The sequence below is a fragment of the Streptosporangium jomthongense genome (genome assembly GCF_042650425.1).
Taxonomy (GTDB): Bacteria; Actinomycetota; Actinomycetes; order Streptosporangiales; family Streptosporangiaceae; genus Streptosporangium.
Genome location: NZ_JBHSBC010000001.1, coordinates 500,564 through 513,148, shown reverse-complemented (window position 1 = coordinate 513,148; position 12,585 = coordinate 500,564). Strand labels below are relative to the sequence as shown.

11 protein-coding genes and 1 riboswitch are annotated in these 12,585 nt (G+C 71.1%); of the genes, 8 read left to right on the top strand and 3 right to left on the bottom strand.

Features of this window, described 5'->3' with window-relative positions; translation table 11 throughout:
* The first annotated feature begins 22 nt into the window (after nucleotides 1-22).
* Nucleotides 23-1,408, top strand: coding sequence for an MFS transporter (locus ACFOYY_RS02485; protein ID WP_386187358.1), 1,386 nt, complete (start codon nucleotides 23-25; stop codon nucleotides 1,406-1,408).
* Here the strand turns inward: ACFOYY_RS02485 and ACFOYY_RS02480 are convergent.
* The gene (locus ACFOYY_RS02480) at nucleotides 1,389-1,934 is read right to left on the bottom strand and encodes a DUF1707 and FHA domain-containing protein (RefSeq protein ID WP_352010229.1); all 546 of its coding nucleotides are present in this window, start codon (nucleotides 1,932-1,934) and stop codon (nucleotides 1,389-1,391) included. The genes ACFOYY_RS02485 and ACFOYY_RS02480 overlap by 20 nt on opposite strands.
* A gap of 88 nt (nucleotides 1,935-2,022) precedes the next feature.
* Between ACFOYY_RS02480 and ACFOYY_RS02475 the strand changes: the two genes are divergently transcribed.
* The 3 genes from ACFOYY_RS02475 to ACFOYY_RS02465 are packed head-to-tail and all read left to right on the top strand — an operon-like array spanning nucleotide 2,023 to nucleotide 5,869.
* Entirely contained in the window at nucleotides 2,023-2,550 is a 528-nt protein-coding gene (locus ACFOYY_RS02475) for a PadR family transcriptional regulator (protein ID WP_362909443.1), read from the top strand.
* Nucleotides 2,547-3,254, top strand: a complete 708-nt coding sequence (locus tag ACFOYY_RS02470; protein WP_362774174.1) for an ABC transporter ATP-binding protein — start codon at nucleotides 2,547-2,549, stop codon at nucleotides 3,252-3,254. The genes ACFOYY_RS02475 and ACFOYY_RS02470 overlap by 4 nt, the downstream gene beginning before the upstream one ends.
* The gene (locus tag ACFOYY_RS02465; RefSeq protein ID WP_386187352.1) at nucleotides 3,251-5,869 is read left to right on the top strand and encodes an FtsX-like permease family protein; all 2,619 of its coding nucleotides are present in this window, start codon (nucleotides 3,251-3,253) and stop codon (nucleotides 5,867-5,869) included. The genes ACFOYY_RS02470 and ACFOYY_RS02465 overlap by 4 nt, the downstream gene beginning before the upstream one ends.
* Nucleotides 5,870-5,920: 51 nt before the next feature.
* Here the strand turns inward: ACFOYY_RS02465 and ACFOYY_RS02460 are convergent, their stop codons facing one another.
* Nucleotides 5,921-6,853, bottom strand: a complete 933-nt coding sequence (locus ACFOYY_RS02460; RefSeq protein WP_386187349.1) for a hypothetical protein — start codon at nucleotides 6,851-6,853, stop codon at nucleotides 5,921-5,923.
* Between the two features lie 208 nt (nucleotides 6,854-7,061).
* On the opposite strand from ACFOYY_RS02460, the gene serA reads away from it, so the two are divergent.
* Both serA and ACFOYY_RS02450 read left to right on the top strand, forming a co-directional pair.
* Nucleotides 7,062-8,651 (top strand): phosphoglycerate dehydrogenase, encoded by a 1,590-nt coding sequence (gene serA / locus ACFOYY_RS02455; RefSeq protein WP_352010246.1) that lies wholly within the window; start codon nucleotides 7,062-7,064, stop codon nucleotides 8,649-8,651.
* 255 nt (nucleotides 8,652-8,906) lie between these two features.
* Nucleotides 8,907-9,119: a hypothetical protein gene (locus ACFOYY_RS02450; RefSeq protein ID WP_386187346.1), complete on the top strand. Its 213-nt coding sequence runs from the start codon at nucleotides 8,907-8,909 to the stop codon at nucleotides 9,117-9,119.
* A gap of 57 nt (nucleotides 9,120-9,176) precedes the next feature.
* On the opposite strand, the gene ACFOYY_RS02445 is transcribed toward ACFOYY_RS02450, so the two are convergent.
* On the bottom strand, nucleotides 9,177-9,884 hold the full coding sequence (locus ACFOYY_RS02445; RefSeq protein ID WP_386187343.1) for a C40 family peptidase: 708 nt from the start codon (nucleotides 9,882-9,884) through the stop codon (nucleotides 9,177-9,179).
* Nucleotides 9,872-10,086: riboswitch (cyclic di-AMP (ydaO/yuaA leader) on the bottom strand. It overlaps the preceding gene by 13 nt.
* Nucleotides 10,087-10,234: 148 nt before the next feature.
* Between ACFOYY_RS02445 and ACFOYY_RS02440 the strand changes: the two genes are divergently transcribed.
* Entirely contained in the window at nucleotides 10,235-11,281 is a 1,047-nt protein-coding gene (locus tag ACFOYY_RS02440) for a 3-isopropylmalate dehydrogenase (RefSeq protein WP_386187340.1), read from the top strand.
* A 183-nt stretch (nucleotides 11,282-11,464) separates the two neighbouring features.
* The gene (locus tag ACFOYY_RS02435) at nucleotides 11,465-12,559 is read left to right on the top strand and encodes a branched-chain amino acid aminotransferase (protein WP_352010249.1); all 1,095 of its coding nucleotides are present in this window, start codon (nucleotides 11,465-11,467) and stop codon (nucleotides 12,557-12,559) included.
* Nucleotides 12,560-12,585: the final 26 nt, after the last annotated feature.

Sequence of the window (12,585 nt, the reverse complement as noted above, 5' to 3'; positions counted from 1 at the left end):
GACCGTGCGCTTGAATGTGGCCATGGTCACGCCGGCACCCGTCCCCGCACCCCTGATCGTTCCCCGTGCGGTGCGCGTCGGCTACGGTGTCGGCTCGGTCTGCACTGGAACGTTCTCCACGGTCCCCGGTCTGCTGTTGCTGTTCTACATGACCAACGTGCTGGCGGTTCCCGCGTGGGCCGCCGGGCTCGTGGTCTTCCTGCCCAAACTGTGGGACATGGTCCTCGACCCCTGGGTGGGGCGCCGCTCCGACCACACGGTCTCCAGGTTCGGCGCGCGCCGTCCCTGGATGCTGCTGGGCGCGCTCACCCTTCCGGTGACGTTCGCGCTGATGTTCGCCGGGCCGCCGCTCACCGGTCTGCCCGCCGCGCTGTACGTCGCGGTCTGCTATCTGGCCACCGCGACCGCCTACGCCTTCTACGAGGTGCCCTACAAGGCGATGGCCGCGGAGATGACCGACGACTACCACGAGCGTTCCGCGCTGCTGCAGTGGAAGATGGTCTTCGTCGGGGGAGCGATCCTGCTGTCGGGCTCCGTCGCTCCGGCGGTCGCGGGCGACGAGGTCTCCGGCTACCGGCTGATGGGCCTGCTCGTCGCGGCCGTGCTGCTGGCCTCCATGCTCGCCTCCTTCTTCGGTACGGCCCGCGTTCCCGCCCCCGAGGCCCCCCGGGCTCCCAGGATCTCCGGGGCGCGCGGAGCGGGACCGTCGATCAGGGCCCAGTTCGCCGAGGCCAGGTCGAGCGGGGCGTTCATGCCGCTGCTCGCGCTGGGCTGCGCGCAGATGTTCGCCGCGGGGGTGCTGCTCTCGGGCGCGCCGTACTTCGCCACCTACATCCTGGGCGATCCGGGGGCCGTCACCACGCTCTTCATGTGCGTCGTCGGGCCGTTGCTGGTCACGATGCCGTTGTGGGTGCGGCTGTCCCGGCGCTACGACAAACGGGGTGCGATGGCCCTGGGGTCGGCGCTGTTCGCGGCGGGCGCGGCGGGAACGGCCCTCTCGGGAAGCCTGGGGCCCGTCTACGCACATCTGTGCCTGCTCGTCGTCGGTGTCGGCTACGCCGGGCTGCAGCTGCTGCAGGTTTCGATGCTGGCCGACGTCGTGGCCCACGACACGATGGTGACCGGCGGGCGCCGCGCCGGGTCGTTCACCGGACTCTGGGCGGCGTGCGAGACCGTGGTCTTCGCGCTGGGCGCGCTCGTGCTCGGCTGGCTGCTCGGCGCGGCGGGCTTCGTCGAGTCGGGCCCGGCGAACCCGGTCGCGCAGCCGGAGGCCGCGGTCGCGGTCACCCTGTACGGCGGGACCCTGCTGCCCGCCCTCTTCGCCGGGATCAGCCTGCTGCTGGCCAGGCGCTACCCCCTGACCGCGCGGACGCTCACGGCAGGAGGGGTCACCCCAGCTGGGGAGTGATCACCAGGAAGACGCAGTCGCCGAAGGACACGACGTCTCCGGGGCGGACCTTCGCCGGGCCGACCAGCCGCCAGTCGTTGAGCCGGGTGCCGTTGAGCGAGCCGAGGTCGACGACGATCCAGCCCTCCCCGTCGCGGCGCAGTTCGGCGTGGATCCGGGAGACGGTCAGGTCGGCCAGGACCAGGTCGCAGGCGGAACCCCGGCCGACCACGTAGCGGGTGCGGTTGTCCCCGGGCAGCGCGAGCCTGGGCAGCCTCGGGCGCCGCCAGGCGGACTCCACCCGTTTGGTGAAGTCGGAGGCCGAGGCGACGATCTCGGTGACCATCCGGCGGAAGCGGCCGCGTTGCGGCAGATCGGCGACCAGGTTCTCCAGCTCGCCCTGACTCTGGGCGCGAAGGGCCATGTCCACCCGGCCGAGGAACGTGTCGTGCGAGAGGTGACCCTCGACGGCGCGGTCACGAAGCTCGTTGATCGCACGATCGCGGTCCCCGTCGGAGGCGCGGGCCGGGGGATGCGTCGAGCTCATCCCCCGAGTATCCGCCCCAACGGTGGAACCTGTCCAGAATATGCGGATCTCTTGCGACAACCATACTCGGTATGCATACTCGGTATTCATGGCGATCAAGCAAGGACTCCTCGCTCTGCTGAGCCGGGGACCCCGCTACGGCTATCAGTTGCGGGCCGAGTTCGAGGCGTCGACGGGGGCGACCTGGCCGCTCAACATCGGCCAGGTCTACACGACGCTCTCCCGCCTGGAGCGTGACGGCCTGGTGACACCCGGCGAGCAGGACGAGCAGGGCCGGGTCGTCTACACGATCACCGAGGCCGGTCTGACCGAGATGGCGCGATGGTTCAGCACCCCCGTCGCCCAGTCGGACCGGCCTCGGGACGAACTCGTCATCAAGCTCGCCATGGCGGTCGCCGCCGGCGCCGACGTACGGCCTGTCATCCAGGCCCAGCGCGTGGCGACCATGCGCACGCTGCAGGAGCTGACCCGGGCGAAACGGGCGAACGCGGAGAGTCCGGCGCAACGGCTGGTCATCGACTCGATGATCTTCCAGGCGGAGGCCGAACAGCGCTGGCTCGACCACTGCGAGGCCGTGCTCACGGCCTCCATCCAGACGCAGGAGAGACATCGATGAGCACAGAACCGGTCCTACGGCTCGCGGACGTGACCCGCGTCCACGGCGAGGGGCCGCAGGCCGTACGGGCGTTACGGGAGGTGAGCCTGGACGTGGCGGCGGGGGAGCTGATCGCGGTGATGGGGCCCTCCGGCTCCGGCAAGTCCACACTGCTCAACCTCGCGGGCGGCCTCGACACCCCGACCTCGGGCGAGGTGGCCGTCGAGGGCACGTCGCTGACGGGCATGCGGGCCGCGGACCTCGCCGGGCTCCGCCGCCGCCACGTCGGCTACGTCTTCCAGGACCTGAACCTGATCCCCTCGCTGACCGCCGTGGAGAACGTCATGCTCCCGCGTGAGCTGGACGGCGTCAGGGCGGCCCAGGCCCGGCGGGAGGCGAGGGAGGTACTGGCCGAGGTCGGCCTCGCCGACGTCGCCGACCGCTTCCCCGACGAGATCTCCGGCGGCCAGCGCCAGCGGGTCGCCATCGCCCGCGCGCTGGCCGGCCAACGGAGGCTGATCCTGGCCGACGAGCCGACCGGCGCCCTCGACACCCCGACCGGCGACGAGGTCCTCCAGCTCCTGCGCACCCGCTGCGACGCGGGAGCGGCGGTCCTCCTCGTCACCCACGAGCCCCGCTACGCGGCCTGGGCCGACCGGGTGGTCTTCCTGCGCGACGGGGAGATCGCCGACATGACCTCCGCCCCCATGGAGAGCGCCCGATGAGCGCCCTGTTCGCCGCGCTGCGGATCTCCCGCAGGGACATCTGGCGCGCCAAGGCGCGCAGCGCGCTCATCGTGGTCATGATCGGCCTCCCGGTCCTGGCCGTCACCGCGGCCCTCACCATCTTCGCCACCCGTGAGCTCACGCCCGAGGAGCAGGTCCCCATGCTCCTCGGCGCGGCCGACGCCCGGCTGGTCGACACGGGGGAGAGCCGGCCGATCCGGCAGGATGTGCTCGGCGAAAGCTGGGAACCGTACGGCGAGCGGCGGGCGGAGCCGAGATCCCAGGAGCGGATCCAGGCCCTGCTCGGCCAGGGGGCGCGAGTCATCCCGGTACGTTCGGCCGACGAGGAGTACTCGACGGGCGGCAGGTACACCCCCATCGGCGTCGTCGAGCTGGACCTGCGGGACCCGATGACGAAGGGCATGTTCCCCCTGATCCAGGGACGCTACCCGCGGAGCGCCGACGAGGTCGTGGTCACCGCCTCCAGGAATGTCCCCGTCGGGGCGACGATCCGCTACACCCGCCGCGGCGTGACGAAACACGTGGTGGGCAGGGTGGTCGAACAGCGGACCGAGTACGGCGGCTCGCTCATCGGACTCCCCGGCTCGCTGTTGCCGGCCTCGTCCGGCGGGTCCGGCACGGACGACGCCTGGCTGGCCGACCTGCCCGCCCCGCTCACCTGGGCGGGGACGCTCCGCCTCAACCAGGCCGGGATCGCCGCGATGTCGTCGGCGGTGCTCGCCGACCCGCCCTCGGTGGGGAAGGGCCCGGGACAGGCCCTCGCCTTCCATTGGGGAGGAACGGCATGGACCACCTCGGGGATGGTCTCGGCCGTCTCGGGGATCGTGCTGGCCGTGATCGAGGTCGTGCTGCTCGCGGGCCCCGCCTTCGCGGTGGGCATCCGCCGTCGCCGCAGGGAACTCGCGCTCCTGTCCGCCCAGGGCGCCTCGGCCCGGCACCTCAAACTGGTCGTGCTGGCCGACGGGCTGACCCTGGGACTGGTCGCCGCCGTGCTCGGCCCGGTCCTCGGCGTCGGCGCCGCCAGGGTGATCGCGGCCGTCATGGGGATCTGGCCCGCCGGTGAGCTGGGGCCGTTCGAGGTGCCCGTCGGGCAGATCGTGCCGGTCGCCGTGCTCGGCCTGGTCAGCGGGGTCGCGGCGGCCGTGGTGCCCGCGGTGCAGGCGGCCGGGACGGACGCGGTCACGGTGCTCGCGGGCAGGCGTCCCACGGCGCGTGACCGGGCGGGCCGTCCACTGGCCGGCCTGGTCCTGCTCACGGCGGGGACCGCGGCGATGCTCTACGGGACGGTGAGCATCGAGGCGTGGATCTATCTCGGTGGGGCGCTGGGCCTGCTCGGCCTGGTCATGGTGACGCCCTGGCTGGTCAGGTGGATCGGCGGGCTGGCCGGAGGGCTCCCGCTTCCCCTTCGGCTGGCCGTCAGGGACGCCTCCCGCAACCGGGGCCGTACGGCTCCCGCCGTGGTGGCGGTGCTGGCCGCCGCCGCGGCGTTCAGCACGGTCGCCGTCGGCGCCACCAGCAGCGTCGCGACGGGGGAACGGCACTACCGGACCGGCTACCCCCAGGGCACGACCGTGATCTACGGGGACGACGTCCCCAAGGAGACCTGGGAGCGGATCAGGCCGCTCGTCGCCGAGGTGTTCCCGAGGACGACGCCGCTCGCGACGTACCAGGCACTCGACGGGGAGGGCGGGGCGCTGGACTTCGCGCTGGAGCGCCGTTCCTGTCGGAAATGCTTCACCTTGTGGGGGCCGCTGGGCACTCTGCCAGTGGGCGGCCCAGACCTGCTGCGCCTCCTGCTGGGCCGTACCGACCGGGCGGCGGAGGTCGCGCTGGCCGAGGGCAAGGTGGTGATCTTCGATCCGGCCGTGGTCAGGAACGGGGAGGTCCGGTTGGCCGTCCGGAGGCTCCCGGTGGGGGGCGAGAAGCCCGCGGTCACCATGCCTGCGGTCGGCGCCACCGTCCAGGGGCCCGCGCTGGTGCTCGGGGTGGCGCCGGAGGCGGCGGTGACCAGGGCGGGCTACGTCCCCGGCCTCATCGGGTTCATCGTTCGCCCGGAGGACGGCCGTCCCGACCCGGAGCGGGAGCGGCGGCTCAGCGAGGCGATACGCGTGATCACCCCCGACGTCACGGTCACGACGGCGGGGAGCGTGGACTCCGGCAGGATCGATCCCACCCTGTGGGTCATGGGGGCGCTGGCCTCGCTCGTGGTGCTCGGCGGTACGCTCGCCGCCTCGGGCCTCGCCGCCGCCGACGCCCGGCCCGACCTGGACACGCTCTCGGCGGTCGGGGCCAGACCTCGCACCCGCCGGGCGGTCGCGGCGGGGCAGGCGGTGTTCGTCGCGGGCCTCGGGGTGCCCCTCGGCCTGCTGGTCGGCCTGCTGCCCGGGTTCGCCATGGCGAGCCAGTCGGTCGTGCAGCGCAACGACTACCGGGAGGTCGGGTTCAACGGGGTCGCCTACCCCAAGCTTGAGATGGTCCTCAGCGTCCCGTGGCTTCCCCTCGTCGCCGTCGGGGTCGGACTGCCGCTGCTGGCGGGACTGATCGCCCTGGCCTTCGCCAGGACCGGGGTCACGCTGACCCGGCGGCTGGGTTAGTCAGGCGGACAGGTGGCGGCCCGTTCAGGGGCGGGCCGCCACCTGTCCGGTTCAGTCGGTGGTGCCCGCGCAGACCACGTGGGCGCCGATCTCGATCATCCGCTGTTCGCTGCGGGCGTCGGCGACCCTGGCCATCAGGATCGGCGCCTCGCTGGCGGCCAGCTGCGGCAGCCGGGCGCGCACCCCGCGGTGGATGTCCCTGACCACGTCCTCGGCCGCCGACATGTGCACCTTGACGTGCAGCATGATCCCGGGGGCCCCCGAGGAGGTCTTGGCCTCGGAGATCCACACGTGGTGCACGAGCGGGTAGTCGGCGAGCACGTAGGAGATCGCGAAGCGCAGCGCGGGCAGGATCGGGTGTGTGCAGCGCCCGTAACCGGGGTCGACCATCTGCATCGGCCCCGACAGGTGGGGACGCGGCGCGGGGATCCACGGTTGGGCGGCGGGCGCGGGCGGCACGGGGGCCGGGCTGGTGCGCCGGCCCGCCGCGGGAGTCACTGTGGGAGCGACTGTGGGAGCCACCGGGGTCGCCGGAGCCACGGGGACGACCGGAGGCACGGAGGCACGCGGGACCGTGGCCATCGCTCCGGTCGCGTAGGCCGTCGGGGCCGCGCTCGACAGCGCGGGCGTCGGGCCGGTGCGGGTGGAGAGCAGGTGGCGCTGGAGATCCTCGATCGGTACGGCCGCCGCCGCCGGGCCCGCGGCGTCGATCACGATCTCGCGCACGCCGGTGGCACGCTGGATGTCGAGGATGGTGTCGGCGTCGCACGCCGACAGGGCGTGGTTGCCGCGGTGGCGCGCGTAGGTGCTCTGCGAGGTGTAGCCGAGCAGGACCCGTTCGCCGGTCTGGGTCGTGCCGAGCACGACGGAGCGATCAGGGCGCACGGCCACGAGGAGCCCGTATTCGGCCAGCGCCGTCAGCAGCCGGTGCGGGCTGCCGTGTTGCGAGAGTACGTCGCCGAGAGCGGGGTTCCCGATGCTCATACACGGAACCTTAGGTAGAGAACCACGGCTTATCAGGGTAATCGCGAAGTTTTATCTAGATCAAGACCAAGATGAATTTTGTAGGCATAGAAGGTGTACGAAGTGGGTAACCGTCTCGGATCGCGGGACACTCGTGAACGCGTTCACAAGCCTCGATAGACTACGAGAGGTCCGTCCGCAGCCTCCACGTCTCCAAAGGATCCAGCCCGTGAACAAGCCCGTCGTACTGGTCGCAGAGGAACTCTCCGAGGCAGGTCTCGCCGTCCTGGGAGCCGACTTCGAGGTCCGCCACACCGACGGCGCCGACCGCGCCAAGTTCCTGCCCGCCCTCGCCGACGTGGACGCGCTCATCGTGCGCAGCGCCACCCAGGTGGACGCGGAGGCGATCGCCGCCGCGCCCAAGCTCCGCGTCGTCGCCCGCGCGGGCGTCGGACTCGACAACGTCGACGTTGAGGCCGCGACCAAGGCAGGCGTCATGGTCGTCAACGCCCCCACCTCCAACATCACCAGCGCCGCCGAGCACACCGTCGCGCTGATCCTCGCCTCGGCCCGCAACGTCGCCCAGGCCCACGCCGCGCTCAAGGGCGGCGAGTGGAAGCGTTCGAAGTACACCGGCGTCGAGCTGGACGAGAAGGTCGTCGGCATCCTCGGTCTCGGCAAGATCGGCCAGCTGGTCGCCCAGCGCCTGCAGCCGTTCGGCGTCGAGCTGATCGCCTACGACCCCTACCTGCAGCCCGCCCGCGCCGCGCAGATGGGCGTCAGGCTGGCCTCCCTCGAAGAGGTCCTGCGCGAGTCCGACTTCATCACCGTGCACCTGCCCAAGTCCAAGGAGACCGTCGGGCTCATCGGTGACCGCGAGCTGCACCAGGTCAAGCCGTCGGTTCGCCTGATCAACGTCGCGCGCGGCGGCATCATCGACGAGGGCGCCCTCTACTCCGCGATCAAGGAAGGCCGCGTCGCGGGCGCGGGCATCGACGTGTTCCCCAAGGAGCCCGTCACCGACAGCCCGCTGTTCGAGCTGGACCAGGTCGTCGTCACCCCGCACCTGGGCGCCTCGACCCACGAGGCCCAGGAGAAGGCCGGCACCCAGGTCGCGCGCAGCGTGAAGCTGGCCCTGGCCGGCGAGTTCGTGCCGGACGCCGTCAACGTCCAGGGCGGCGCCGTCGCCGAGGACGTCAAGCCGGGTCTGCCCCTGGCGGAGAAGCTCGGCCGCGTCTTCACCGCCCTCGCCGGTGAGGTCGCCACCAGGCTCGACGTCGAGGTGCGCGGTGAGATCGCCTCCCAGGACGTCCGCGTGCTGGAGCTGGCCGCCCTCAAGGGCGTCTTCACCGACGTGATCGAGGACTCCGTCACCTACGTCAACGCCCCGCTCCTGGCCAAGGACCGCGGCGTCACCGTCGAGCTGGTGACCAGCGCGGAGAGCCCCGACTGGCGCAACGTGGTGACCGTCCGCGGCGTCCTGGCCGACGGCCGCGCCGTCTCGGTCTCCGGCACGCTCTCCGGCCCGCGGCAGGTCACGAAGATCGTCGAGGTCAACGGCTACCAGATGGAGATCGAGCCGACCGACCACCTGTCGTTCTTCACCTACGACGACCGCCCCGGCGTCGTCGGCGTCGTCGGCCGCATCCTCGGCGACCACGGCATCAACATCGCCTCCATGCAGGTCGCCAGGGACGCCAAGGGCGGCAAGGCCCTCATCGCGCTGACCGTCGACTCTGCCATCCCGGCCGAGGTGATCGACCAGATCGGCGGCGAGATCGGCGCCGACAGCGGCCGCTCGGTCGACCTGGCCGACTGATCCCGGAGCACGGCTCCCACGGCCGCCGTCCCCGTTCGCGGGGCGGGGGCCGTCTGCTTTTCCGGCCGAGCCTCGTCTCAATATATGAGAAGCCTGCACGAGGGGTGAGACAGATTGCGGAGGGCCGGTTATTATGGCTGGTAATGCGCCAGGTTCTCGTACTTATTACCTGCCGCGGCGAGGCCTGACACAGGGGCGGGCCGGCAACTCGCCGCGGTGTGATGGCGTTCGTCGGCCCCGGTTTCCCGTCGATCCGTGATCCGGATCCGCGATCCGATGAGGGCCCGTGACCAGGGTCCAGGCTCCCCTTCCTCCTTCAGCCAGCTCCGTGCGAACGAGACGAGAAGCGTCATGTACGACATGTATCCCTGGAACCGTCCCGAGGACAACGAGAACGAGGCCGCCCAGGCCCTGCAGACCGCGCTGGACCGCCGCGACAACGGCGGAGTGCCCCCGCACTCCTCCTGAGCCGGGTCCCTCCGAGGCCACGGGCGGTGCGGCGCCCGGGACCGGGAGAGGCGTGGGTCAGCGGGCGAGGGCCGTACCGGCCTGGGTCGACTGCCTGATCGCCGTGTCCAGCTCGGCCCGCTCGTCGGCGAGTTCGACCCCCTTGGGGTCCGGCCGTACGGCTCCCGCGAAGCTGGCGCGGCGCCAGGCCTGCAGCTTCTCCACCTTGACCACGTCGCCGCTGCGCGGGGCGTGGACCATGTAACCGGGCTTGGTGATCATGCCGACGTGACCGAGGTTGTGGAAGAAGACCAGGTCACCGGGTTTGAGGTTCTTCCAGGAGATCTTCCTGGCGAACGCGGAGTACTGCTGGGTCGTCGTGCGGGGCAGCCGGATGCCCGCGGCGCCGTACGCGCGGAGCATCAGGCCCGAGCAGTCGAAGCCGCCCCTGCCCGTGCCGCCCCAGACGTACGGTGTGCCGCGCTTGGACATCGCCCAGTTCAGCGCCTTCTTCCAGGCCGGGACCTTCCGCGCGGTCCCGGAGAACCCGGCCGGGGCGGGTTCGACGGCGGGAGTGGTGAGCGGGGTCCGGGAGCTCTCCGCGGTGGGGGCCGGGTGTGCGAGGGCGAATCCGGCGGCGGCGAGCGCGAGGAGAGGAGTGGGGGAGGTGGTGGTGAGGGAGGAGTCCGCCAGTGCGACGGCGGGTGTCGCGAGGATGGTCGAGCCGGTGACGATCAGGGTCAGGACACGGGGGTAGGTCTTGCCGTTCAGGACCGTTCCTTCCATAGGGCCGGCCGGGTGAGCTGTCGGGCTCGGGCGTGGAGGTCGCCCTACGGCGCGTGGTGGCGCCGACTCGCCCCGAGGGGCCTCGTGGAAAACGCCGGAAACGTGCTCCGCCAGACGGAGTGCGGCTCGGACGCCCCGTGGACCCCGGAAGTGGTTCCCCGGCTCCGCGCGGACCGAAAGAGGGGGATGGCCTGCGCGAATTAGGCGACGATACGAATGGCCAGGACCTTAACGAAACGGTCAAAAGATCGCAAACAGGACAAACTTTTCAAGGCCTTCCGGGGCGGGAAGTGTCCGAGGGGTGAGATCGGTGGTTCGATTGTCGAGACAGAGCAGATAGGGTGCCCGTTATGGATTCGCGCAATGTTCGTCTGGCCGTCATCCCTGGAGACGGGATCGGGACCGAGGTCGTCACCGAGGGCCTGAAGGTCCTCGAAGCCGTCGGAACGAAGGTGGAGACCACCACCTACGACCTGGGTGCCGGCCGGTACCACAGAACCGGTGAGGTCCTTCCCGAGGCGGTCCTCGACGAACTGCGCGGCTACGACGCGATCCTGCTCGGCGCGGTCGGCGACCCCAGTGTGCCGCCGGGCATCCTGGAGCGCGAGTTGCTGCTCAAGCTCCGCTTCGAGCTCGACCACTACGTCAACCTGCGTCCGGTCAAGCTCTTCCCCGGCGTCGCGACCCCGCTGGGCGGCTCCCGCCCCGAGGACATCGACATGGTCGTCATCCGCGAGGGCACCGAGGGCCTCTACGCGGGCGCCGGTGGTGCGCTGCGCCGCGGCACGCCGTACGAGATCGCCACGCAGGAGTCGCTGAACACCGCCTACGGTGTCGAGCGCGTCGTCCGCTACGCCTTCGAGAAGGCGCTCAGCAGGCCGCGCAAGAAGCTGTCGCTGATCCACAAGACCAACGTCCTCACCTTCGCCGGTGACCTGTGGTCCCGTACCGTCGACCGGGTCAGCCTTGAGTACCCCGACGTCGCCACCGACTACTACCACGTCGACGCGGCCTCGATGTTCTTCGTCACCCAGCCGGAGCGGTTCGACGTGATCGTCACCGACAACCTCTTCGGCGACATCATCACCGACCTCGGCGCCGCCGTCGCCGGTGGCATCGGCCTCGCGGCCAGCGGGAACGTCAACCCCGACCGCACCGCGCCCAGCATGTTCGAGCCGGTCCACGGCAGCGCCCCGGACATCGCGGGCCAGGGCAAGGCCGACCCGACCGCCACGATCCTGTCGGTCGCCATGCTCCTGGACCACCTTGGCCTGACCGAGGAGGCGGCCAAGGTCGAGCAGGCCGTGGCCGAGGACCTGGTCGAGCGCCAGACCGGGTGGGCGAGCCGTACCACCCACGAGATCGGCGACGACATCACCGCCCGAGTAGCCGGCTGACAAGCCGCCCGCACGACCCCAGACGCGCCCGGTGGCTCAGCAGAGCCGCCGGGCGCGTCTTTTTTTGTTCGTCTCACCGAGCAGACTGCCGGATTTTGGCATATATGCAGTAGTTTTCCGGTGCCTGCTCCGTCCCAGAATGGACCGTAGGTGCACTCCGCCACGAAGAGAAGGACCGCCGCCATGACCACCGCTCAGAAGCTGACCTTCGACGTGCAGCTCTCCGACCACGCTCGTTCCACGGCCGAGCGCGAGCAGGTACTGGCGAATCCCGGATTCGGTCAGACCTTCACCGACCACATGATCTCCATCGACTACACCGAGGGGGAGGGCTGGCACGACGCGCGGCTCACGCCGTACGGCCCGCTCAGCCTCGACCCGGCGACGTCGGTCTTCCACTACGCCCAGGAGCTCTTCGAGGGGCTGAAGGCCTACCGGCAGGAGAACGGCTCGATCGCCTGCTTCAGGCCGTACGCCAACGCCGCCCGCTTCAACCAGTCGGCGCTGCGCATGGCCATGCCCGAACTGCCGCAGGAGGCCTTCGTCGAGTCGATCGAACTGCTCGTGCAGACCGACCGCGAATGGGTGCCGACCACCCAGGGCCACAGCCTCTACCTGCGCCCCTTCATGATCGCCACCCAGCCCGCGCTCGGCGTCAACTACCCCTCGCGGACCTACCGCTACATGGTGATCGCCTCTCCCGCGGCGGCCTACTTCGGCGCGGCCAAGGCCGTCTCGGTCTGGCTGTCCACCGAGTACACCCGCGCGGCCCCCGGCGGCACCGGCTTCGCCAAGTGCGGCGGCAACTACGCCGCGGCCTTCGTCGCGCAGCGCCAGGCCGTCGAGCAGGGTTGTGACCAGGTCGTCTGGCTCGACGCCAACGAGCACCGCTACGTCGAGGAGATGGGCGGGATGAACCTGTTCTTCGTCTACGGCGACCGGCTGCTCACCCCCGCCCTGACCGGCACCCTCCTGCCCGGCATCACCCGTGACTCGATCCTCTCCCTGGCCGCCGAACTCGGCCTGACCGCCGAGGAGGGCCGCCTGTCGATCGAGGAGTGGCAGGCGGGCTGCGAGTCCGGCGACCTCACCGAGGTCTTCGCCTGCGGCACCGCCGCCGTGGTGAGCCCGGTCGGCTCGGTCAAGGGCGCCGACCGCGCCTGGACCGTCGGCGACGGCACCCAGGGCCCGGTCACCGCCAAGGTCCGCGAAGCCCTGGTCGGCATCCAGTACGGCTCCCGCCCCGACACCCACGGCTGGGTGCACAAGATCTGCTGACCTCGCGGACCCGAGGCCGCCGGCGA

Coding starts and splice junctions, on each gene's coding strand:
- ACFOYY_RS02465 (WP_386187352.1), top strand. CDS start 3,251: ATGAGCGCCCTGTTCGCCGCGCTGCGGATCTCCCGCAGGGACATCTGG.
- ACFOYY_RS02480 (WP_352010229.1), bottom strand. CDS start 1,934: ATGAGCTCGACGCATCCCCCGGCCCGCGCCTCCGACGGGGACCGCGAT.
- ACFOYY_RS02470 (WP_362774174.1), top strand. CDS start 2,547: ATGAGCACAGAACCGGTCCTACGGCTCGCGGACGTGACCCGCGTCCAC.
- ACFOYY_RS02460 (WP_386187349.1), bottom strand. CDS start 6,853: ATGAGCATCGGGAACCCCGCTCTCGGCGACGTACTCTCGCAACACGGC.
- ACFOYY_RS02435 (WP_352010249.1), top strand. CDS start 11,465: ATGACCACCGCTCAGAAGCTGACCTTCGACGTGCAGCTCTCCGACCAC.
- ACFOYY_RS02475 (WP_362909443.1), top strand. CDS start 2,023: ATGGCGATCAAGCAAGGACTCCTCGCTCTGCTGAGCCGGGGACCCCGC.
- ACFOYY_RS02485 (WP_386187358.1), top strand. CDS start 23: ATGGTCACGCCGGCACCCGTCCCCGCACCCCTGATCGTTCCCCGTGCG.
- ACFOYY_RS02440 (WP_386187340.1), top strand. CDS start 10,235: ATGGATTCGCGCAATGTTCGTCTGGCCGTCATCCCTGGAGACGGGATC.
- ACFOYY_RS02445 (WP_386187343.1), bottom strand. CDS start 9,884: ATGGAAGGAACGGTCCTGAACGGCAAGACCTACCCCCGTGTCCTGACC.